The sequence below is a fragment of the Novosphingobium sp. ZW T3_23 genome (assembly GCF_044987305.1).
Classification (GTDB): Bacteria; Pseudomonadota; Alphaproteobacteria; order Sphingomonadales; family Sphingomonadaceae; genus Novosphingobium.
Genome location: NZ_JBJDRF010000061.1, coordinates 1 through 21,260 on the forward strand (window position 1 = coordinate 1; position 21,260 = coordinate 21,260).

Annotated in this window: 17 protein-coding genes; 8 read left to right on the plus strand and 9 right to left on the minus strand. The window is 66.3% G+C overall.

Annotated elements, in window-relative coordinates; genetic code table 11:
• The 3 genes from ACI3K3_RS21755 to ACI3K3_RS21765 form a co-directional block, all read right to left on the minus strand.
• On the minus strand, positions 1-399 hold a 399-nt coding region (locus tag ACI3K3_RS21755), incomplete at its 3' end, for a DUF4198 domain-containing protein (RefSeq protein WP_404917536.1).
• A 64-nt stretch (positions 400-463) separates the two neighbouring features.
• Complete coding sequence (locus ACI3K3_RS21760) at positions 464-2,452, minus strand: TonB-dependent receptor domain-containing protein (protein WP_404917538.1); 1,989 nt, start codon at positions 2,450-2,452, stop codon at positions 464-466.
• Between the two features lie 92 nt (positions 2,453-2,544).
• Positions 2,545-3,468, minus strand: coding sequence for a LysR family transcriptional regulator (locus tag ACI3K3_RS21765; RefSeq protein ID WP_404917540.1), 924 nt, complete (start codon positions 3,466-3,468; stop codon positions 2,545-2,547).
• Between the two features lie 308 nt (positions 3,469-3,776).
• On the opposite strand from ACI3K3_RS21765, the gene ACI3K3_RS21770 reads away from it, so the two are divergent.
• Together ACI3K3_RS21770 and pncB are read left to right on the plus strand one after the other, a co-directional pair.
• A complete protein-coding gene (locus ACI3K3_RS21770; protein ID WP_404917542.1) occupies positions 3,777-4,559 on the plus strand; it encodes an energy transducer TonB in 783 nt (260 codons plus the stop codon).
• Positions 4,560-4,614: 55 nt separating this feature from the next.
• On the plus strand, positions 4,615-5,919 hold the full coding sequence (gene pncB, locus ACI3K3_RS21775; RefSeq protein WP_404917544.1) for a nicotinate phosphoribosyltransferase: 1,305 nt from the start codon (positions 4,615-4,617) through the stop codon (positions 5,917-5,919).
• A gap of 177 nt (positions 5,920-6,096) precedes the next feature.
• On the opposite strand, the gene ACI3K3_RS21780 is transcribed toward pncB, so the two are convergent.
• Positions 6,097-6,975: a class I SAM-dependent methyltransferase gene (locus ACI3K3_RS21780; protein ID WP_404917546.1), complete on the minus strand. Its 879-nt coding sequence runs from the start codon at positions 6,973-6,975 to the stop codon at positions 6,097-6,099.
• An 85-nt stretch (positions 6,976-7,060) separates the two neighbouring features.
• On the opposite strand from ACI3K3_RS21780, the gene ACI3K3_RS21785 reads away from it, so the two are divergent.
• The gene (locus tag ACI3K3_RS21785) at positions 7,061-8,074 is read left to right on the plus strand and encodes a pyridoxamine 5'-phosphate oxidase family protein (protein ID WP_404917548.1); all 1,014 of its coding nucleotides are present in this window, start codon (positions 7,061-7,063) and stop codon (positions 8,072-8,074) included.
• 13 nt (positions 8,075-8,087) lie between these two features.
• Here the strand turns inward: ACI3K3_RS21785 and ACI3K3_RS21790 are convergent, their stop codons facing one another.
• Entirely contained in the window at positions 8,088-9,905 is a 1,818-nt protein-coding gene (locus ACI3K3_RS21790; protein WP_404917550.1) for a diguanylate cyclase, read from the minus strand.
• A 255-nt stretch (positions 9,906-10,160) separates the two neighbouring features.
• Here ACI3K3_RS21790 and ACI3K3_RS21795 point away from each other — a divergent pair, with 255 nt between their 5' ends.
• The gene (locus tag ACI3K3_RS21795) at positions 10,161-12,050 is read left to right on the plus strand and encodes a bifunctional sugar phosphate isomerase/epimerase/4-hydroxyphenylpyruvate dioxygenase family protein (protein WP_404917552.1); all 1,890 of its coding nucleotides are present in this window, start codon (positions 10,161-10,163) and stop codon (positions 12,048-12,050) included.
• A gap of 101 nt (positions 12,051-12,151) precedes the next feature.
• Here the strand turns inward: ACI3K3_RS21795 and ACI3K3_RS21800 are convergent, their stop codons facing one another.
• From ACI3K3_RS21800 to ACI3K3_RS21815, 4 genes are all read right to left on the minus strand, one after another.
• Positions 12,152-13,072, minus strand: coding sequence for a shikimate dehydrogenase (locus tag ACI3K3_RS21800; protein WP_404917554.1), 921 nt, complete (start codon positions 13,070-13,072; stop codon positions 12,152-12,154).
• Positions 13,073-13,097: 25 nt separating this feature from the next.
• Positions 13,098-14,447: an MFS transporter gene (locus tag ACI3K3_RS21805; RefSeq protein WP_404917556.1), complete on the minus strand. Its 1,350-nt coding sequence runs from the start codon at positions 14,445-14,447 to the stop codon at positions 13,098-13,100.
• Positions 14,448-14,590: 143 nt separating this feature from the next.
• Positions 14,591-15,508 (minus strand): LysR family transcriptional regulator, encoded by a 918-nt coding sequence (locus tag ACI3K3_RS21810; RefSeq protein ID WP_404917558.1) that lies wholly within the window; start codon positions 15,506-15,508, stop codon positions 14,591-14,593.
• A 47-nt stretch (positions 15,509-15,555) separates the two neighbouring features.
• Complete coding sequence (locus ACI3K3_RS21815; protein WP_404917560.1) at positions 15,556-16,914, minus strand: amino acid permease; 1,359 nt, start codon at positions 16,912-16,914, stop codon at positions 15,556-15,558.
• A gap of 362 nt (positions 16,915-17,276) precedes the next feature.
• Here ACI3K3_RS21815 and ACI3K3_RS21820 point away from each other — a divergent pair, with 362 nt between their 5' ends.
• From ACI3K3_RS21820 to ACI3K3_RS21835, 4 genes are read left to right on the plus strand one after another with little or no spacing between them, the layout of a single operon-like run.
• Entirely contained in the window at positions 17,277-18,383 is a 1,107-nt protein-coding gene (locus ACI3K3_RS21820; RefSeq protein ID WP_404917562.1) for an FAD-dependent oxidoreductase, read from the plus strand.
• 25 nt (positions 18,384-18,408) lie between these two features.
• Positions 18,409-19,311: a VOC family protein gene (locus ACI3K3_RS21825; protein ID WP_404917564.1), complete on the plus strand. Its 903-nt coding sequence runs from the start codon at positions 18,409-18,411 to the stop codon at positions 19,309-19,311.
• 3 nt (positions 19,312-19,314) lie between these two features.
• The gene (locus tag ACI3K3_RS21830) at positions 19,315-20,472 is read left to right on the plus strand and encodes an alpha/beta hydrolase family protein (protein ID WP_404917566.1); all 1,158 of its coding nucleotides are present in this window, start codon (positions 19,315-19,317) and stop codon (positions 20,470-20,472) included.
• Positions 20,469-21,260, plus strand: a complete 792-nt coding sequence (locus ACI3K3_RS21835; RefSeq protein ID WP_404917568.1) for a cyclase family protein — start codon at positions 20,469-20,471, stop codon at positions 21,258-21,260. Before ACI3K3_RS21830 ends, ACI3K3_RS21835 begins: the two co-directional genes overlap by 4 nt.

Here is a 21,260-nt window from a genome sequence, read left to right on the forward strand (position 1 = left end):
GGTGGTGCCGGGCGCGGCGGGGCGGGGTGGCCTACCGCCTACGCGCCATTCCTCGCCGTTCAGCTTGAAGGTTCCGGCATAGGCGGTGCGGCCGGTGCCGATCTTCCAGGTGCCGGGCTTGTCGATCTTCACGTCGAAGGTGGAGCGGTGACGGGCCGTGGCGGCGTTTTCGATCGTGCCCTTGCTGCCGTCCGGCGCCTCGACGGTGATGCCGTCGGGCTTCAGGGCGACATGGTCGGGGTTGAACAGGTCGTTGGATACGGCGGCGTCCACCGAGACGACCTGTCCGGTGCCCGAGAGCGAGGTTGTCGAAGGCAGCAGCCAGGCGCGGTGGGCATGGGCGGGCGAGACGAGCGCGCCGGAGGCGAGCCCCGCGAGAAGAAGCGTGCGAAAGGTCATGGAAAGTCCTCGATAGCGAAGAGAAAAGGCGCTCCGGACCGGCCGGAGCGTCTTTGCAAAAGGATCAGAAGCGGGCGGTGACACCCATCCAGACGCGGGCCGGGTCGATCATGTAGCCGGCCTCTTCGTAGTCGAGCCGCTTGTCGAACAGGTTCTGCACGCCGGCATGGAACGTCAGCGCGGGGGAAACCTTGTACGACCCGCCGAGGTCCACGGTGGTGTAGGATTCCACCACCAGATTGTTGCCGCTGATCTGCGCCTCGGTCACGGCTTCCTCGCCGCGATAGACCGCGCGGGCATACATGCTCAGGCGATCGTCCGGGCGCCAGTTCAGCGAGGCGCTGGCCTGCTGCTTGGGCGTGTCGTTCAAGGCGGCACCAGCGTTCAAACCGCTGAGCTGCTCGGAATCGGTGAGCGTGCCGCTGGCGGTGACGCGCAGGGTGCGGGTGAGATCGACATCGATGGTCGCCTCGATCCCGCGTACCTTGGCCTTGTCCACATTGACGTAAGTCGTCGGCGGCCGGCCGATCGAGCTGACGGGCTCGTTGATGCACCAGGCCCCGGCCTGTTCGCAGGTGAGGCGGGTGATCTTGTCGTTGAAGCGGGTGTCGTAGGCAGTCAGGCTGGCCTGGAAGCCCTTGCCTTCGTACATCGCCACGGCTTCGATCGTGCGCGAGGTCTCGGCCTTGAGGTCGGGGTTGCCGTAGATCGTGCCGCCCCGGCTGGCCTGGCCCCAGTCGGGCAGGGTCTGGCGCAGGTTCGGCGCACGGAAGCCCTGCGAATAGCCGCCCTTCAGGGTGAAGCGCTCGGTGGTGTTCCACACGAGGTAGACGCGCGGCGTCCAGTGGTTGCCGTATTGTTCGTCGTTGTCCATGCGGATGCCGCCGGTGAGCCGCAGGGTGTCGAGGATCGACAGCTCGTTTTCGGCGAACAGCGCCCAGTTGGTCCGGCTGGCCCCGGCGCGGGTCGATCCCGGCAGCAGGTTGCCCACCGTATCGGTGAGGTCCTCGTTACGGAAGAACCCGCCCAGGCTCAGCATGTTGGAGGGCAGCTGCACCGACCAGATCGACTGTGCGACGGTGTTCTTGATCCGCTTGGTGGTTTCGAGGTTCTTGGCATCCTCGTACTGGACGTAGCTTTCCGAATTGGCGAAGCCCCAGCGGCCGGAGTGGCTGAGCGCGGCGACATAGCGCTGCTGCGTCTGGGTGTTGAGCGTGCCTTCGGGAACCGTGGCGGTCACTTCCACGGTCTTGCCGGCGGTGGAGGTCACTTCCTGTCGGTAGTACCCACCCTCGACGAGGAAGTCGTGATCCGGACCGGCGGAGAAGCCGATCTTGCCGCCCAGGCTCTCGTCCTTGCGCTCGGGCGTGCCGCCGACGACGCGGTCCTCGCTGCGGCGGTTGAGCGATCCCTGGACCTGAAGTCCCACGCCCTTCGCCAGCGGGCCGGAGAGGTAGAAGTTGCCGTCGTAGAAATTGCCGTAGTCGCTGCCGAGCTGCATCGTGCCGTTCACGCGCACGCTGCCGCGCCACGAAGGGGCGATGCGGCGGGTGATGACGTTGACCACGCCGCCCATCGCGTCCGACCCGTAGAGCGAGGACATCGGCCCGCGCACCACTTCGATGCGCTCGATCGATTCCAGCGGGGGCAGCATGCCGCCTTCGGAATTGTTGCCGCCGTTGGTGCGCGTCTCGCGGCTGCTCAGGCGCTTACCGTCGACCAGGATCAGCGTGTACTGCGGCGACATGCCGCGGATCGAGATGTCGCGGCTGTTGCCTTCGCCAGGCGTAACGGTGACGCCGGGGATCTCCATCAGCGCGTCGGTGATCTCGCGGTAGGGCAGGCGCTCGAGATCCTCGCGCGTGATGACGCTGATCGAGGCCGGCGCGTCCTTCACTTCCTGCGCGCGGCTAGTGGCGGTGACGACGATCTGCGAGGCATTGGTCGTGCCTTCGGCCGCCTCTGCTGCCTGTGCTTGAGTGACCACGGCCGGCATGGCTGCGGCGAGACTCAGGGTGGCGGCGCTGGCGCGCAGCCCGAACTTGTAGATCACGATTCCCCCTTTGGAACACTAATGCGAATGCTTTGCAGTAGCGCCATTGGCGGGAGGGTGCCCCAAGGCCAACAATCAAGATCGGATATCGACTATTCAGGAATGATGGAGGGCGAATGGTCCCGGCAGATGCCGGTTAACCGCTCTCGCAGCCACTGGGACGCGGGATCGCGGTGGCTGCGCTCATGCCAGAGCAGCCAGTATTGCAAGAGGCCCAGCTCGGTCGGCGCGGGACGCGTGGACAGCCCGTGCGCGGGGTCGAAGTGCGGCGCCGCGCGCGAAGGCAGGACCATGACGAGGTTGCCGGCGGCCAGCATGGCGGGCGCCAGGCCGAAGTAAGGCAGGCTTGCCGCGACCTTGCGCGCGGCAACTGCCGGACCCAGGGTCATCGTCACCCGGTCCAGTTCCGCCTCGCTCACCGTCAGCCCAAGGTGCGGATAGGCCAGGAAGGTTTCTACGGCGATGGGCTCCCGGCTCTCGGCCAGCGGGTGGTCGGCGCGGGTCACGCAGAGGAACTCGTCCTCGAACAGCAGGGCGCGATGAAGCTGCGAGGGATCGTGGTCCAGACCCGAGATCGCAAGGTCGATCTCGCCTTCGGCCAGTGCGCGGTGGGTGGCATGGCTGAGCGGCACGATGTCGATCGCCACGGCGGGCGCTTCCTCGCGCAGGGCCGCCATGGCCGGCAGCAGCACCGACATGACGCCGAAGTCGGTGGTCGCCACCCGGAAACGCCGCTCGACGCGGGCGGGATCGAAGCTGTCCTCCACCAGCAGCGCCGATGTCGTCGCCATCCAGTCAGCCAGGCGCTCGACCAGTTCCTCGCCCCGCTGCGTGCGGGCCATGCCGCTGCCGGACCGGACCAGCAGGGGATCCTTCAACGCCGTGCGAAGCTGCGAGAGCGACCGGCTTACGCTGGGCTGGCTGACTCCCAACGCCAGAGCCGTGCCGCTGACGCTCTTGGTCTTGAGCAGCAGCGTCAGCGTGACGAGCAAGTTGGGCGAGATCGGCAAAGCCATTTTCGCGCGATTATTGCAACTTCGTCTCAATCGCAATGCGACGCGGGGCAGGAGAATGGCGGTTTCGGGCGCTCTGCGCGCCAACCCTTTGTCCGAGGCCGCTTTCGGTAAACGGCCTTCCTTTGAAAATGCGCTTTCTTGCAGGACGGATGCAGCCGGGAAAACGAGCGGAAACGAAGGGGAAACGCGCCTCGCACGGAAGCGCGGGGGCGGTGCCGATTCGCACTCGACCAAAAAGCCCGGCTAGGCTATGCGAATGACTCGCATTAGCCGAACCTGCGGGGCGGCCTTCAGAGGTTCGATCGACCATGTACGCAACCCTCAACCACGCGGATGACCTCGCGCCAGATCGCGTCCTGAGCCAATCGAGCCTCTTGCCGCGATTCCGCCAGCCCTCGGAAGTGGTGGCGCTGCCCGCGCCGTGGTCGGTTTCCCGCTATGGAGAAGCACGGCGCCCCAACATCGTGGCTCTGCTGGCGGCAGCGGCCATCATGGTGGGGATGATCGCGGCCCTGCTGGCGATGAACATCGTCAATACGCATCGCGAAGTCCGCAAGCTGCTGGTGGTGGCCGATCTCCAGCAGTTGAAGCCGCCGCCGCCGCCCAAGCCGGTAACTCAGCCCCAGCCGGTGAAGCAGGTGGTGCAGCCTGTCTCGCCCGTCGTCGCGCCGCCGCCGCCGATCGTCCTGACCGCGGCCCCGGCCACGATCAGCACCTCGCCGGAACCCCCTGTGGTGCAAGTGGCCGTGCCCGGCCCGCCTGCGCCGCAGACCCAGGGCGTGGCCGTGGCCCCGGCACCGCGCATCGAGAATGGCGGTGACTTGTCCTCCAAGATGATCTCCGCCGAACCCCCGCGCTATCCGGTGGAATCGCGGCGCAAGCATGAGCAGGGGACGGTCGTCCTCATGGTGATCCTGGGCCTGGACGGCGCGGTGGCGGATATATCCGTTTCGAGAAGCAGCGGCTTCGAGCGGCTGGACAAGGCGGCGCTTTCCTCTGTCCGTCGCTGGAAATGGATGCCCACCAAGCGCGATGGCGCGGCGGTCATGGTGCGCGGACTGGTCGAGATTCCCTTCGTCCTGCGCACCTGACCCTGGGTTGTCATCGCGGGTTTACGGCCTGGAACCGCCTGCCTAGAACCGCCCGATGGTCTACACGGATATCGCAACCCGCACCTACAATCACAACTGGCGGCTCGATCCGATCGTGCGCAGCCTGCTCGATACGGACTTCTACAAGCTGCTGATGCTGCAGATGGTGCGGCATCTCTATCCCGACGTGCAGGCGACCTTCGAACTGATCAACCGCACGAAGTCGGTGCGGCTGGCCGATGTGATCGACGAGGCGGAACTGCGTGCGCAGCTGGATCACGCGCGCTCGCTGCGGTTCGGCAAGAAGGAACTGATCTGGCTGGCCGGCAACAGCTTCTATGGCAAGGCGCAGATGTTCAGCCCCGATTTCATCGCCTGGCTGGCCGATTTCCGCCTGCCGGAATACGAATTGCACAAAGTGGACGGCCAGTACGAACTTCGCTTCGAAGGGCCGTGGACCCACACGATGATGTGGGAAATTCCCGCGCTCGCCATCGTCAACGAACTCCGTTCGCGCGCGGCGCTGAAGGACCGGGGCCGCTTCGCTCTCGACGTGCTCTACGCCCGCGCCAAGGCCAAGCTGTGGGAGAAGGTGGAGCGCCTCGCCCAGCTTCCGGATCTGGTGCTTTCCGATTTCGGCACGCGGCGACGGCATGGCTTCCTGTGGCAGCGCTGGTGCGTGGAGGCGCTGAAGGAAGGGCTGGGCAGCCGGTTCATAGGCTCTTCGAACGTCCTGCTGGCCATGGATGCGGATCTGGAGGCCATCGGCACCAATGCGCATGAATTGCCGATGGTGCTCGCTGCCTTGGCCGATGGCGACGAGGAACTGAGGCAGGCGCCCTATCGCGTGCTGAAGGACTGGAGCGACCACTATGCCGGTAACTTGCGCGTGGTCCTGCCCGACGCGTTCGGCACCGCCGGCTTCCTGGAACGCGCGCCGGATTGGGTGGCGGACTGGACCGGCTTCCGCCCCGACAGCGCGCCGCCGATCGAGGGAGGAGAGCAGATCATCCGCTGGTGGCAGGAACGGGGCCGCGACCCCCGCACCAAGCTGCTGATCTTCTCCGACGGCATGGACATAGACAGCATCGAGGCGACCTACCGCCACTTCCATGGACGCGTGCGGATGAGCTTCGGCTGGGGCACCAACCTCACCAACGACTTCCGTGGCTGCGCCCCGTTCGAGACGGCGGATCTCGACCCGATCTCGCTGGTGTGCAAGGTCGTCTCCGCCAACGGGCGGCCGGCGGTCAAGCTCTCCGACAATCCCGCCAAGGCGACGGGCGATCCGGACGAGATCCAGCGCTACTTGCGCGTCTTCGGCGAAGCGGGGCGGGTTGCGGCGGAAGTCTCGGTCTAGGGCGTAAACTCATGAACCACACCATCGAGGCGTCCCGCAGGGATTTGACCAAAATGGCCCAGCGCTGCGTCGGCAGAACTCGAAATACGGACGTATTCCTTCGTCCTGCCTTCTTGCGCTGAGCCATTTTGCCTCAAACCTCGATGGTGTGGTTCATGAGTTTACGCCCTAGGGATTTCAATCGTTCGGATTGCGGGCCGTGACGATCCACGCGGCGCCATCGATCATCACGCTGGTGTCGCCGGGGCGGCGGGCGAATGCGTTGCGCACGGCTATCGCTGCGCGGGCGCGGACTTCCTGGGGTTGATCGGCCAAGGCGCGGGAGAGCGGCCCCACTTCGAAGGCCATGGCTACGGCATCGTCCAAAGCGGCTTCCCGCGTCTCGCCACGGCCGAAGGGAATCTGGTGATCGAAGGGACGCAGGACGATGTGCGTGAACCCGGCCGAGGAGAGAATGCGCTCCACCCGATCGGCGTCTCCGAAAGAGAAGGGACCGGGCGCCTCGGGTGCCGGGGGCGACACCGCCGGGATCATGCCCTTGATCGCACCCATCGGCAGGCGCACCCAATCGTTCTCCGCCGCGCCCCGCCAGCAGACGAAGGCCAGACGTCCGCCCGGAACAAGGGCTTTGCGCATATGCGCGAATGCCGCGCCGGGGTCTTCGAAGAACATCACGCCGAACCGGGAGAACAGCACATCGAAAGCGGCCTGCGGCAGTTCCGCCACGGCTGCATCGGCGAGTGCGAACGTCGCGGTAATGCCTGCTGGCGCGTTGCGGCGGGCGTGATCGAGCAGGGCGGCGGAGATGTCGACCCCCAGAACGTGCCCGGAAGGCCCCAGTTTCGGCGCCAGCGCAAAACTGCTCGCGCCCGCGCCGCAGCCGATGTCGAGCACGCGCTGGCCCGGCTGCGCTGCGGCAGCCGCGATGGCCTCGGCGCCGCACACTTCCAGCATGGCGTCGAGCCGAACCTGATTGGCAACCCAGCTATCGCCACTGGCGCCGTTCCAGTCGGAAACCTTGTACGCTCGCGCCCCGGCGCTGTCCGCTTCAACCATTCTTCTGCACCTATTTGCGAATCATTTGCAACTAGCCTAGGCTCGTCGGAGGATAAGGCAATGCTTTGCAGGAGATCGGTTGGGCATGACGGAAACCGCCATAGAGACCGTGTCCGAACTGGAAGCGGTGATCGGCAAGACGCCGCAGCAGATGTATCTCAAGGACATAGACCACCTCGACGCCGGCGCTTCGGCCTGGATCGCGCAGTCGCCGCTGATGTTTGCCACGTTCTCGAAAGAGGATGGCCCTCACGTCACTCTCGCGGGCGGCAGCCCTGCATTCGCGCGGGGCGAGGGCAAGGATTTGCGCATCCCGCTCGATCGGATCGACGACCCGGACCTGCCGCGCGTCGGTCAGTCCTTCGGATCGCTGTTCCTGCTTCCGGGCATCGGCGAAACCCTGCGCGTCAACGGCAGGGTTCGTGCGATCGAGAACGGGCATGTCGATCTAGAGGTGGAGGAATGCTACGGACACTGCGCGAAGGCCCTGATCCGCTCGGAATTCTGGAACGCCCAGCCGCTTGACCTGCCTGGGGAGCTGGCCGCTTTCGTGGATGCCAGCCGTTTCGCGGCCTTGGCGACCGTCAACCGCCAGAGCCACGCCGATCTCAGCCCGAAAGGCGACCCGGCGGGGGCCATGGCGCGGATGGATGGGGATGACGCCCTGTGGTTTGCCGACAGGCCGGGCAACCGCCGGGTGGACAGCTTCCGCAACATCATCGAGCAGCCCGCGCTGGCCATGGCCCTGCTGGTTCCGGGATCGACACAAGTGGCTTTCCTACGGGGCCGGGCGGTCCTTTCCACATGCGCCGCCGCGCGCAGCCGGTTCGAGGTGAAGGGCAAAGTGCCGGCCATGGCGATCCGTGTGGAAGTGGAGGACATCGCGCTTCGCAGCAGCGCCGCGCTGGAACGGGCAGCCCTCTGGCCCTTGAGCGGCAGCAGCGACATCGATCCGGCGCGGCTCTTTATCGATCATATCAAGCTCAACCGGACCAAGGGCATCGCCGCCACACTGGCACGCGCCAGCCTGTCCGTGCCGGGCGCTTCCGAGTTGATGAAGAAGGGCTTGGCGCAGGACTACAAGGACAATCTCTACTAGGGTCTGCGGGGATTCAGCCCCGTGCGGACGCGGCGGGTTGAACTTCCCGTGCACCCGCTGCCACCACGATCCGGTTCCGGCCTTCTTCCTTGGCGCGCAGCAGGGCCGCGTCGGCGGTGCCGATCAGGGAATGGGCGGGGCCATGCTGCGGATAGATGGCGATCCCGATCGATACCGTAACCGGGCCCAGCGACGTTCCTTCATGCACCAGGGTCATTCCGGTGATGCGATCCTGGATGAGCTGCGACCGTTCCACGGCGCGGGCTTCGTCGCAGTCCGGCAATAGCAGCAGGAACTCCTCGCCGCCGTAGCGGAATGCGACGCCGTCCTCGCGCACGGCATTGTCGAGCGCGCTTGCGACGGAGCGGATCGTCAGGTCTCCGGCATCATGGCCATGGCGGTCGTTCAGCTGCTTGAAGTGGTCGATATCGACCATCAGGCAACTCAGCGGCGTTTTCGAGGCATCGGCCTGGGCAAGGCTGCGGCGCAGGGTGTCCGCCAGGTCGTGGCGGTTGCGCAGGCCGGTAAGCGCGTCGAACAGCGCCTTCTCATGCAGCGCGTCGCGAAGCTTGAGATTGGCGAGCGCCAGGCCGACCGTCTCTGACATCAGTTCGATGTAGACTTTGGCGTTTTCGTTAGGGCCGTGGGCGCCGGTCCTGTTTTCCAGAACCAGCAAACCGATCGTTTCGCCCTGAGCCGTGAGCGGTACGCAGATGGCGGCAGCAGCCGTTTCCGGCGGCACATGCTTGCAGGGCACATCCACAAGATCGCCGCCGGGCATATGCAGCTGGCCGCGCCGCAGCGCCCAGCAATCGTCAGGCGCGAAGGCGGCATCGCTGCCGTGGGGAGACTGCCATTCGGAGGCGCAGGCCATCATCTCCAGCCGGGTATCCAGCGTGTAGAGCCGCCCGGCAAGGTTCGGCGCGATCTTGGGTGCGAACAGCCGCACCACCTCGAACAGGTCGGCCACGGATTCGCAGCCTTGCAGGCGCTGGGTCATGCGCGCCAGCAAATCCCTGACATGCCAGTCCGCATCCCGCTCGCGCTCGAGGCGCTGGCGTTCGATGCCGTTCTCGCGGAAGATGCGTACGGCCTGGGCCATGTCTCCGATCTCGTCGATCTGCGAGAGCTGCGGCGGTTCCACCGCATAGTCCTGGTCGGCCAGCCGGTTCACCACGTCGCTCAGCTTGACAACGGGCTTTAGGATGCGGCGCTTCAGCACGAAGCCGAGTACGAACAGGAACAGCACGGCGGTGATCGCCACCATCGCTTCGGATACGGTGCGAAGGCGCTGCGAAGCGCGGCTGGCTTCTTCGATCGCGCGGTCCGAACGATTGTCCAGCATGTAGCGGAAGCGGCCGAGCAGGAAATGGACGCGTTCCAGTTCGCGCTCGTACTCCGCCCCGAAAATGATCTTGTGCGCGGTGACTTCGTCCCCGGCCTTGATCGCGGCTATGGCGGCTTTCTGCTCGTCCTGAAGCGTTGCCGCCCAGCGCAAGCCTTCCTCCAGCGAGCGCAGTTCCTCTTCCTTGGCGCCGTTGTCCTTCAGCTTGGAAAGGCGCTGCTCCACCGGGCCGATCGCAGCGAGCGTGCGGTTGTAGGCGATCTCATGGCTGGGATCGCCGGTGACGGCGGCGAGCCGCGCCTGGTCCGTCAATTGCGCTTCGTCTGCCTCAACCTCGAACGTGAGCTGGTCGAACAAGTCTCTCTGTCGAACCGCGTCCCGTTCCAGACGGTCGGCGTTGGAGGCCAGCACCATCGTGAAGCCGGCGGCGATCGTCAGGCAGACCGTTGCTCCGTAGGCCCAGTTGGTTATCGTCGCTATGCGCATGCGGTTCCCTGTTCCTGCCCCACGGACAGGCGTGTTTCTCCCCATGCTCCCGGCGGAGCGATCTGGCGAGTCCGTAAACCACCGCTTTGGACACGATTTCCGCTCGACCGCGCCAAAGCCTGCCGCGTCGATGCCGGTCCCCACGGATTTGCGGCCCCGCCATAACAAGATGGCATGGAAGACCGCATCGATCCCGCTTCAAACGCAGCCTCGACAGAGCGATATTGCCCGGATCATCATTTCGGGAAGATCGCCATGTCCAGGGCCGAAACCAACGCCATCGCCACCGTCTCGCTGCGCGGTACGCTGGAGGAAAAGCTCAAGGCCGCAGCCGATGCGGGCTTCGACAGTGTCGAGATCTTCGAGAACGACCTGATCGGATCCGCATTGCGCCCCGCTGAAGTGCGGGCGATGATGACGGACCTGGGCATTCATTGTTCGCTCTACCAGCCGTTCCGCGATTTCGAGGGTATGCCGGATGGCCTGCGCGCGCGCGCCATGGACCGCGCGGAGCGCAAGTTCGACCTGATGGGCGAACTCGGCACCGACCGCATCCTGGTCTGCTCCAATTGCTCGCCCCATGCGCTGGGTGACCGCGCGCGCATCGTCGACGATTTCCGTGAACTCGGCGATCGGGCCGCCGCCCACGGCATTCTCGTCGGCTACGAGGCGCTGGCCTGGGGCCGCCACGTCAACGACCACCGCGACGTCTGGTCGATCGTCCGCCAGGTGGACCACCCGGCGATCGGCATCATTCTCGACAGCTTCCACTCGCTTTCCCGCCGCATCCCGAGCGAGAGCATCCGCGACATTCCCGGCGACAAGATCGTCTACGTCCAGCTTGCCGACGCGCCGCTTCTGGACATGGACCTGCTCTACTGGAGCCGCCATTTCCGCAATCTGCCGGGGCAGGGCGGCCTCGACCTGCCGGGCTATGTGGCCGAAATCCTGCGCACCGGCTATGACGGACCGCTTTCGCTGGAGATCTTCAACGACCGTTTCCGCTCGATCTCCTCGCGCCTCGTCGCGCAGGATGGCCATCGCTCGCTCGAATACGTCCGCGACGCGGCCCGGCGCCTGCTGGATCAGCCGACCACGATGCCCGCGCCGCAACCGCCGCTGGGCGCCGAATTCGTCGAATTCACCTCTGCCGGCGAGGACGTGGCGCGGTTGGGCGAGACGTTCCACACGCTGGGCTTCTCGCATATCGGCACCCACCGCACCAAGAAGGTGACGCGCTGGCGGCAGGGCAACGTCAACCTCGTCATCAATGCCGAGCCCAAGGGTTTCGCCAAGTCCTACCGCATCGTCCATGGCACTTCGATCTGCGCGATCGGCGTGCGGGTGAAGGACGCCGCCGCCGTGATGGCGCGCGCCGCCGCGCTCGGCATCCGCGCCTACAACCCCGAAGGCCGCCCCGGCCGCATGGCCATGCCTGCGCTGCGCGGCGTCGGCGGCAGCCTCGTCTACCTCGTCGAGGATGACGGCGCCGAAGCGCTCTGGGCCCGCGAGTTCGAGGCGGTGCCGGTGGCAGACCTGACCGACGATGCCCGCGCGCGGTCGATCGACCACCTTGCCGCCGTGGTCCATAACGACGAATTCCTGTCCTGGCAGCTCTACTGGCGCGCGCTTTTCGGCCTTGAGGGCCGCGACGCCAACGATGTGATCGATCCCTCGGGCCTGGTCCACAGCCAGGCGCTGCAATCGCCCGATGGCGGGTTCCGCCTGACCCTCAATGCCTCGGACGCGCGCGAGACGCTGTCGTCTCGGTTCCTGGCGCAGGGCATGGGCGGCGGCTTCCAGCATGTGGCGCTGGCCAGCGACGACCTGCTCGCCACGGCCTCCGTGGTTCGCGCGCGGGGTGCGGCGATGCTGGATATTCCGGCGAACTACTATGACGATCTGGTCGCGCGCTTCGGTTTCGATGGCAAGGCTGCGGTCTGCCTTGAGGAAGCGGGGATGCTCTATGACGAGGACGCGGCGGGCAATCCCTATCGCCAGCTCTACAGCCGCGCGTTCGACAAGCTGTTCTTCTTTGAATTCGTCGAGCGGGGCGGGGCTTATGCAGGGTATGGCGCGCCGAATGCCGGGATCAGGCTGGCGGCGCAGAACCGGTTTCGCGGGGCGGAAGAGGTCGCTGAGTAGGGGGGCGCTAAAACGTTGTTCGCCAATGCAACGTCATCCTGAAACAAGTTCAGGATGACGTCGGTTTGGAGGGGCGAGGGAGCCGGTTGGTCAGCCCTCAGTTACCGGCCCCGCTCGCTGTCCGCTGCGAAGTCCGCCAGCATGCGCTCCACGTCGGGCTCTTGGCCGGTAAAGCGCGCGAAGGCGTGGGCGGCCTGCATCACCGCCATGCCGCCGCCGTTCAGCGTGGCGCAGCCGATAGCCTTGGCGGCCTTGAGCAGTTCGGTTTCCAGCGGGAAGTAGATCACGTCCGACACCCACATGTCGCGGGTCAGCAGCCTGGGGTCGAAGGGCGTGCCCGGGTGCTTTTCCATGCCCATGGGCGAGCACTGGACAACGCCGTCCACACCGGGCCCGTCCACACCCGAGATCGCCTCGGCCGGCGAAGGTGCTGCGAAGACTTCGGCATCGGGAAACAGCGCGCCGAGGCGCTCTGCAAGGGCTTGCGCGCGCTCGGTCGCGGGATCGAAGATCGCCAGCCTTCTGGCGCCGAGATCGAGGTGGGCATAGCCGACCGCCGAGGCCGCGCCGCCGGCGCCGATCATCGCGACCTTGCCGCGCGGCAGTACGCCCAGCGAGGCGAGGAAGCTGGCGCGGTAGCCCGACCAGTCGGTATTGTCGCCGATCAGCCGCCCGTCACGCAGGAGCACGGTGTTGACCGCGCCGAGCCGGGCGGCGGCTTCCGACAATTCGTCCATCAGCGGCACCACCGCCTGCTTGAAGGGATGGGTGACGTTGGTGCCATCGAACCCGAGGCTTGCGAGGGTCTTGAACAGGGCGGGCAGGTCATCCGCGCCAAAGCCGATCACGTCGCTGTCGAGCAGGCGATAGACCAGCGGCAGGCCGAGCGCCCGGGCCTCTGTCTCGTGCATCGCCGGGCTGCGCGAGCCGCCGATGCCGGAGCCGATCAGGCCGCCCAAAATGGACGAGCGCGTGGACGTGCGTATGGACGTGCGTGAGGGGGCCGCAGCGGGCTTGGTCATGTCTGGGTCCTGATGATGTATCGCGTCAGCGCGCGGTCGGCATGCGGATGAAGGAGACGGCCACGCCCGCCAGCACGGCCGGGACGGCGAAGACCGCGAAGATGGCGGAAAGCGGCACCTTCTCGGCCAGCAGCACGCCGCCCAGCATCGGGCCGATGACGGCACCGATGCGGCCCACGCCCATGGCCCAGCCAAGGCCGGTGCTGCGAACTTGCGGCGGGTAGAAGCTGGTGGCGAGCGGGTAGCAGCCGTTGAAGCCGCCCTGGATGAAGGCGCCGATGAAGAAGGCGGTCAGCAGCGTCGCGGCGATCGTCATGGAAACCGCGCCGAACACGACGAGGGCGACGGCGGCCAGCACCATGTAGAGCAGGATCAGGCGGCGCAGGTCGATACGGCTGGCGATCAGGCCGATCGAGGTGATGCCGATGAAGGCGCCGATATTGTAGACCGCGCCGGCGTAGATTGCCTGGGTGGAAGGAAGTCCGGCCTCGACGGCGAGCTTGGGGATCCAACTGATGACGAAGTAGAGCGTCATGAAGCCGAAGATCGTGGCGGTCCAGAGCAGGATCGTGCCCATGGTCCGGCCTTCGCCCAGCACGCCGCGCAGGCCGACCGAACCGGAATCGGTGGCGCGCCGCTCTGGCAGTGCGGTAAGCGTGGGACGGCCGAGCGAGGCGAGCAGGCGGTTGGCCTTGGGCAGCGCGCCCTTGGGCTGGTGGGCCAGCAGGAAGTCGACCGATTCCGGCAGCAGGGCCCAGACCAGCGGCAAGGCCAGCAGGCACAGCGTCGCCGCGCCCAGCAGCATCGCCTGCCAGCCGTGGGTGTCGATCTGGTGCGCGACGATGAAGCCGGTAAGGGTTGCGCCCACCGGATAGCCGGCCTGGAGGAAGCCGACCGCGAAAGTGCGGTGCCTGGCCGGCGCATATTCGGCGGTGAGCGCGGCCATGCTGGCCAGCACGGTGCCGATGCCGATGCCGACCACGAAGCGCGACACGATCAGTTCGACGATCGAAGTGGCCAGGGCCGATCCGAACATCGCCACCGTCATCATCACCAGCGAGGCGATGATCAGCTTGCGGCGGCCGAACCTGTCTGCCAGCGGGGCGATCAGCAGGCCTCCGGCGGCCATGCCGGCCAGGCTTGAACTGAACACGACGCCCAGGCTTTCCGGGCTGACGTTCCAGTCGGCCGAGAGGGCGGGGGCGACGTAGGAGAGGATGAGCACGTCCATGCCGTCCAGCATGTTGAGCAGGAAGCAGATGGCGACCACCAGCACCTGCCGCGCGGTCCAGCCGTCGACATTCTGCGAGGCGGCCTCGCCTACGGTCACGTAAGGACGCACGGATACCGATCCTGCGGCGGAGTAGCTGGCCATGGTAACGCCTTTCCCATCCTCACCGGCGCTTGCCCTGCGCCTGTTGTCATCCGGCTGCTCGGCGCCGGGACTTGTAGAACCTTGCGAGCTGGATGACGGTGTTTGATCCGGGGGCGCATTGCCAGACATTGCGATGCAATGGATTATAGCGTTATGTTATGGGCTATAACTCTTGGTAGATTCATCAGGATGTTGCGGGCGATCTCCTCGAAGGTCTCGCCCACCAGAGTACGCGCCACGTCCAGGTTGCGGCTGACGTAGACGGGCAGCAGGCCCGGCGACTCGAACTCCAGGAAGCGCACGGTATCGGCATGGGGCTGCATCGCCGTGAAGCTGTCCACCAGTGCCACGCCCATGCCTTGCGCGACGAAGGCCACGGCGGTTTCGGCGAAGCGGATGTAGGTGGAGACCTCCAGTTCCTCACCCGCATCGGCATACATGCGGGCGATGATCCGGCCGTGGGGCGTATCTTCCCGGAACGACTGGATGCGCTCGCCCTTGAGGTCCGCGACGGTGATCCTCTCCCGGTCGGCAAGGCGATGCCCTGTGGGCACGGCGCAGACCATGCGCCCGTTGCCGATCCGGCTGGACAGGACGTTGGGATGATCGATGGGGAACACCGTCAGCGCATAATCGCCGCGCTGGAGGGCCAGCCAGTCGTCCGCCTGCTCCACCGAGAGGATGTCGAACTGGATGGTAAGGCCGGGATAGTTGGTGGTCAGACGGGAAAGCATCTGCGGCACCACCGAGTGCCCCAGCGAAGGCGAGGCGCCGACCCGGAAGGTGCGATCCTCTCCCTTGGCCAGGCGTCGCACGACATGTTCCAGGTCGCTGAAGCCCTTGTAGATCTGCTCGATCTCCTCGAACAGCACGCGCGCCTCTGTCGTGGGTACCAGCCTGCCGCGCGTGCGGTCGAACAGGCGGAAGTGCAGTTTGTCTTCCATGTGGCCCAGCATGCGGCTGAGGCCGGGTTGCGAAGTGCCCAGCATGCGCGCGGCGCCGCTCACCGTCTTGGTGATCATCACCGCGCGGAAGATCTCGATCTGCCTGATGGTCAGCATGACTCCCGGCTAGCACGCCGCCGGGGGCGCGCCAACCGGCGGGTTGCTCAAGCCGCGCGCTTACGCCCGCGAACCAGATAGAGCGCCGCGCCCAGCAGATTCCAGAGGAGGCAGGCAATCAGCGTCTTGGTGGGCAGGCTGGCGAAGAGATAGAGGCAGCCGAGGATCGTCACCGCGCCCACCACGATCCCGGCGGGCACGCGGAACGGCCGGCGGGTGTCGGGTTCGCGCTTGCGCAGGACGATGAGGCAGGTGCCCACCGCCGCGAAGGCGATCAGGGTGCCGGCATTCGCCAGCGCCGCGATCTCGGAGATCGGCAGGATTCCCGCCAGGATTGCGACGATGATTGCCGTCATCGTCGTCACCCGCACCGGCGTGCCGCGCGCGGAGAGTTTCGCCATCGAGGCAGGCAGGAAACCGTCGCGCGCCATCGCCAGGAAGATGCGGCTCTGGCCGTAGAGGAAGCCCAGCAGCACGGTCGGCAGCGCGATCACGGCGGCGATCGCCACGACTTGCGCCACGCCCCCGCGGTCCATCTGGCGCAGGATCAGCGCGAGCGGTTCCGGGCTGTCGGCAAAGCGGACGAAGGGCATGGCGCCGATCGCGGCGGCGGCGACGAGGACGTAGACCAGCGTGCAGATGGCCAGCGAGCCGATGATGCCGATCACCAGGTCTCGGCCGGGATTGCGCGTTTCCTCGGCAGCGGTGGAGATCGCGTCGAAGCCGTAGAAGGCGAAGAAGATGATCGCCGCGGCCGCCATCACGCCGCGCTCCACGCCGTCCGGGCTCATCGATTTGCCGAAGCCGAAGGGCATGAAGGGCGAAAGGTTGGAGGCGTCGAACGCGGGCAGGGCAACGGCCACGAAGAGGCTGAGCGTCAGGATCTTGATGACCACCAGCACGGTGTTGATCCGCGCGCTTTCCCGGGTTCCGAACGCCAGCAGACCGGCGACGACGGCGATGATGAACACGGCGGGCAGGTTCACCAGTCCGCCCAGTTCCGGCCCTTGGGTGAGCGCCTTGGGGAAGCCCAGCCCTTGCAGCAGCGGCGCGGCATAGCCGGACCAGCCCACCGCGACGGTGGAGACGACCAGCGAGTATTCGAGGATTAGGCTCCAGCCCACGATCCACCCCACGGTGCTGCCCAGCACCGTATGGCTGTAGCTATAGGCACTGCCGGCGCGCGGCATCATCGTCGAAAGCTCGGCATAGGCGAGCGCGGCGCAGGCACAGATGGCGCCGGCGATGGCGAAGGAGAGCAGCACCGCCGGTCCCGCGCGGTCGGCGCCGACGCCGATCAGCGTCAGGATGCCGGTGCCGACGATCGAGCCGACGCCCAGCGCCAGCAGGTGCGGCCAGGACAACGTCTTGGGAAGCGCGGCGGGCGTCGTGGAGGGGGCGGTCATCGGTGGTGGTCCTGTTGAGTGCCGCCTTTGCCTAGCACTCGCGAAGGTGCGTGCAAGGTCGGAGAAGACCGCCGTCCACGGCGTCATAGGTCAGGCATCGATAAAATTGATGAATATCGACCAAATCAATTCATTTCAGGTGTGATGCTGGCCGTGCGACATGTCGTTCGACAAGAGAGATCGGGCTGCACGATTTCGGGAGAGCGATGACCGGGGCTGCATGGCTCATGGACGGGCGGGCGGGGCAAGCCGGTCCGCCGCATCCACTCTCCCCTATGCCGCTCGATCCGCGATCGAGGAGTTTTTTGATGTCCGACAGGACAGCATCCGTTTCCGGCCCCGTTTCTGGCCCCATTTCGACAATGCACGCCCTTGTCATCGGCGCCGGCATCGGCGGCCTTTCCGCCGCGATCGCGCTGTGCCGCCATGGCCACCGGGTGACCGTGATCGAGCGCGATCCCACCTGGTCGGTCTATGGCGTGGGCATCATCCAGCAGTCGAACGTCATCCGGGCGATGGACCAGCTCGGTGTGCTCGACGCCTTCCTCGATGCCGCCTGCGGGTTCGACGCGGTGGAGATCTTCGTCCCCGACGGCACCCGCGTCGCCCGTCTCCCGACGCCCGCGCTGGTCGAGGGGCGTCCCTCCAATGTCGGCATCGGCCGCCGGGCCTTGCAGGCGGTGCTCGGTGACAGCGCCAAGGCACTGGGCGCCGAGATCCGGCTCGGGCTTACCGCGGAGGCGCTCGAGCAGGACCGGTCCGGCGTCACCGCGCGTTTCTCCGACGGATCCGAGGACCGATACGACATCGTCATCGGTGCGGACGGGGTCTATTCGCAGACCCGCCGCGCGATCCTTCCGGACGCGGAAACGCCCGAGTTCACGGGGCAGGCGGTCTGGCGCTACAACTTCCCCCGGCCGGAAGAACTGGATGCCCTCCACGTCTACAACGGCCCGACCGGCGTGGGGCTGGTGCCGATTTCCGCGGACACGATGTACATGTACGCGACGACGCCGGAACCGGACAATCCGCGCTATCCGTTGCAGGGGCTCGCCGCGACGATGCGCGCGAAGCTCTCCGCCACGGCGCCCGCGATCCGCGAACTGGCCGAGCAGATCACCGAGGATGCGGACGTGGTCTATCGCCCGTTGGAAGGCATGATGGTGCACGGGCCGTGGCACAAGGGCCGGGTCGTGCTGCTGGGCGATGCCGTCCACGCCACCACGCCGCACCTAGGGCAGGGCGCGGGCATGGCGATCGAGGACGCGCTGGTGCTGGCCGAGGAACTCTCTTCCCACGCCAGCCGCGAAGCGGCCTTCGAGGCCTATCGCGCGCGCCGCTACGAGCGCTGCCGCTACATCGTCGAGGCCTCGCTGGCGATCTGCCACGGTCAGATCGGCAGAGGCCCGGCGGTCGATAACCACAAGGCCACCGCAGAGATGTTCGCGGTCGTCAGCCAGCCCATTTGATCGTTTCTTTCAAGGAATTGCCGTGATGACCCGAGTGACCGAGATCCGCTATGTCGGATATGGCGTCGAAGATTTCGACGCCGAGTGCAAGTTCTACGCCGAGGACTGGGGCCTTGTCGAAGTGGCGTCGCAGGACGGACTGGCGTGGTTCAAGACCCATGGCCATGACGAGCATCACGTCGTGCGTCTTCACAAGTCGGACGCCAACCATGTCGAGGTGATCGCTTTCGCCGCCGAGACGCGCAAGGATGTGGACGGCCTGCATGACAGGGTCGTCGCGGCCGGTTGCAAGGTGATCTTCGGCCCCCGCGATCTCGATGCGCCGGGCGGCGGCTATGGCTTCCGCTTCTTCTCGCCCGACGGCCTGCCGTTCGAGATTTCCGCCGATGTCGCCCGCTCCACCAGCCGCGCCATGGCGCGCTGGGAAGGGGTGCCGGTGAAGATCAGCCACATCGTCATGCACTCGCCCGACCACCAGGCGCTCGTCAGGTTCTTCACCGATGTGCTGGGCTTCAGGGTCAGCGACTGGCTGGGCGACTTCATGTGCTTCCTGCGCTGCAACGAGGCGCATCACCGGGTGGCGATCCTGCCCGGGCCGCCGTGCCTGAACCATGTCGCCTACGACATGCTGACGGTGGATGACATGATGCGCGGCGTGCATCGCCTCAAGCAGCGCGGCACCGATATCCGCTGGGGGCCGGGCCGCCACACGGCGGGCAACAACACCTTCAGCTACTTCACGACGCCGGGCGGCTTCGCGGTGGAATATACCTCGGAGCTGGAAGAGGTCGATTTCGAGACGCACCAGCACAAGGTCCACATTCCCGGCCCGCAGGTGATGGACCAGTGGGGCACCGGCGTCGGCGGTCCGCAGACGATGCCGCATCCCGCTCCCGACGCGCGCCTGTTCCAGGCATCGGAGATCTGATCGATGGCCCTCTTCGAATACTTCCCGAACTACATCTGGAACCTCTCGGTCTCGATCGCGATGGAATCGGGCGCCCAGCTCGGCGAGATCATCGACATGTGCCAGCCGATCCGCGACGCGGCGGCGAACGGCGCCGATGCCGGCACGCCGCAGTTCATGAAGGCCTGGGCAGCGATGGGCGACAAGCTGCTGGGCCTCGCCGCCGAGGACGAGGCGAAGGGCCGCAAGTTCTCCGCCTCGAACAAGCTGGAGCGCGCCGCGCTCTACCTCATCACCGCCGAGCGAATGCAGGGCCACGGTCACCCCGGCCGTACCGAGACCTATGCCCGGGCGCGCGAGGCCTTCGACCGTTCGACCGAACTGGGCAAGCTCAACCGCGAACGGGTGGAAATCCCGCTCGACACCGGCACCATGCCCGCGCTGTTCACCCGCGCACCCGGTGAGGGCCGCAAGCCGGTGGTGGTGTTCTGCAACGGCCTCGATAGCTGCAAGGAACTGCTCTACTGGACCCGCCTGCCGCAGGAACTGGCGCGCCGGGGCATCTCCACGCTCTGCGTAGACCAGCCCGGCTCCGGCGAGGCGCTGCGCTTGCAGGGCCTGCCGGTCGATCCACACTCGGAAAGCTGGGCGAGCAAGGCGGTAGACTGGCTGGAGCAGCAGCCGGAAGTCGATCCCAGGCGCATCGGCATGACCGGCATCTCGCTCGGCGGCCACTTCGCGCCGCGCGCGGTGGCCTACGAGCCGCGCTTTGCCAGCGGCGCGGTCTGGGGTGCCAACCACAACTGGCGCGAAGTGCAGGACAAGCGCATGTCGCGCGAGGGCGAGAACCCGGTGCCGCACTACTGGGCGCATGTCCACTGGGCCTTCGGCGCCAAGGACCAGGAGGACTTCTTGGCGAAGTCCGAAGCGATGAACCTCAACGGCCACATGGACCGCATCCAGGTGCCGTTCCTCGTCACCCACGGCGCCGAGGATCGCCAGATCAGCGTGGACTATGCCGACGATCTCTACGACCAGCTCGTCAACTCGCCGCGCCGCGAGAAGGTGATCTTCACCCCCCGCGAAGGCGGCGTCGAGCATGTCGGCGCCGATAACATGGCTTACGGCCGCGACCTCATCAGCGACTGGTTCGCCGAAACGCTCGGAGGAGAAACCGCATGACGCGCCGCTTTGTCGATCTTTCGATCACGCTGTGCAACGACGTGGTCAGCGATCCGCCGTTCCTTAAGCCCGAGATCACCTACCAGACCCATGCGGAGACGGTGGGCGAACTGGACATGTTCTTTCCGGGGGTTACCGCCGAGGACACTCCGGACGGCGCCGGCTTCGCGGCCGCGGAATGGGTGCGGCTGACCACGCACAACGGCACGCACCTCGATGCGCCCTATCACTATCACCCGACGATGGACGCGAAGGACGGCGAGCCGAAGCGCGCGATAACGATCGACGAGGTGCCGCTGGAATGGTGCTTCCAGCCCGGCGTGAAGCTGGACTTCCGCCACTTTCCCGATGGCTATGTAGTGACGGCAAAAGACGTCGAGGACGAACTGGCACGCATCGGCCACGAACTGCAGCCGCTCGACATCGTGCTCGTCAACACGGCGGCGGGCAAGGCGCTGGGGCGGCCGGATTTCGTGAACGTGGGCTGCGGCATGGGCTATGAGGCGACCATGTACCTGACGGAGCGCGGCGTGCGCGTGACCGGCACCGATGCCTGGTCGTGGGACGCGCCGTTCAGCTACACGGCCGAGAAGGTCAAGGAGACCGGCGACACCTCGCTGATCTGGGAAGGCCACAAGGCGGGCCGCGACATCGGCTATTGCCACCTCGAAAAGCTGCACAACCTGGAAGTGCTGCCCGGTCACGGCTTCACCGTCAGCTGCTTCCCGCACAAGATCAAGGGCGCCTCGGCAGGCTGGACCCGCGCCGTCGCGATCTTCGAGGACTGA

Bases quoted from the DNA above. Each gene is read 5' to 3' on its own strand.
- ACI3K3_RS21765 (WP_404917540.1), bottom strand. From the start codon at position 3,468: ATGGCTTTGCCGATCTCGCCCAACTTGCTCGTCACGCTGACGCTGCTG.
- ACI3K3_RS21770 (WP_404917542.1), top strand. From the start codon at position 3,777: ATGTACGCAACCCTCAACCACGCGGATGACCTCGCGCCAGATCGCGTC.
- pncB (WP_404917544.1), top strand. From the start codon at position 4,615: ATGGTCTACACGGATATCGCAACCCGCACCTACAATCACAACTGGCGG.
- ACI3K3_RS21780 (WP_404917546.1), bottom strand. From the start codon at position 6,975: ATGGTTGAAGCGGACAGCGCCGGGGCGCGAGCGTACAAGGTTTCCGAC.
- ACI3K3_RS21785 (WP_404917548.1), top strand. From the start codon at position 7,061: ATGACGGAAACCGCCATAGAGACCGTGTCCGAACTGGAAGCGGTGATC.
- ACI3K3_RS21790 (WP_404917550.1), bottom strand. From the start codon at position 9,905: ATGCGCATAGCGACGATAACCAACTGGGCCTACGGAGCAACGGTCTGC.
- ACI3K3_RS21795 (WP_404917552.1), top strand. From the start codon at position 10,161: ATGTCCAGGGCCGAAACCAACGCCATCGCCACCGTCTCGCTGCGCGGT.
- ACI3K3_RS21800 (WP_404917554.1), bottom strand. From the start codon at position 13,072: ATGACCAAGCCCGCTGCGGCCCCCTCACGCACGTCCATACGCACGTCC.
- ACI3K3_RS21805 (WP_404917556.1), bottom strand. From the start codon at position 14,447: ATGGCCAGCTACTCCGCCGCAGGATCGGTATCCGTGCGTCCTTACGTG.
- ACI3K3_RS21810 (WP_404917558.1), bottom strand. From the start codon at position 15,508: ATGCTGACCATCAGGCAGATCGAGATCTTCCGCGCGGTGATGATCACC.
- ACI3K3_RS21815 (WP_404917560.1), bottom strand. From the start codon at position 16,914: ATGACCGCCCCCTCCACGACGCCCGCCGCGCTTCCCAAGACGTTGTCC.
- ACI3K3_RS21820 (WP_404917562.1), top strand. From the start codon at position 17,277: ATGCACGCCCTTGTCATCGGCGCCGGCATCGGCGGCCTTTCCGCCGCG.
- ACI3K3_RS21825 (WP_404917564.1), top strand. From the start codon at position 18,409: ATGACCCGAGTGACCGAGATCCGCTATGTCGGATATGGCGTCGAAGAT.
- ACI3K3_RS21830 (WP_404917566.1), top strand. From the start codon at position 19,315: ATGGCCCTCTTCGAATACTTCCCGAACTACATCTGGAACCTCTCGGTC.
- ACI3K3_RS21835 (WP_404917568.1), top strand. From the start codon at position 20,469: ATGACGCGCCGCTTTGTCGATCTTTCGATCACGCTGTGCAACGACGTG.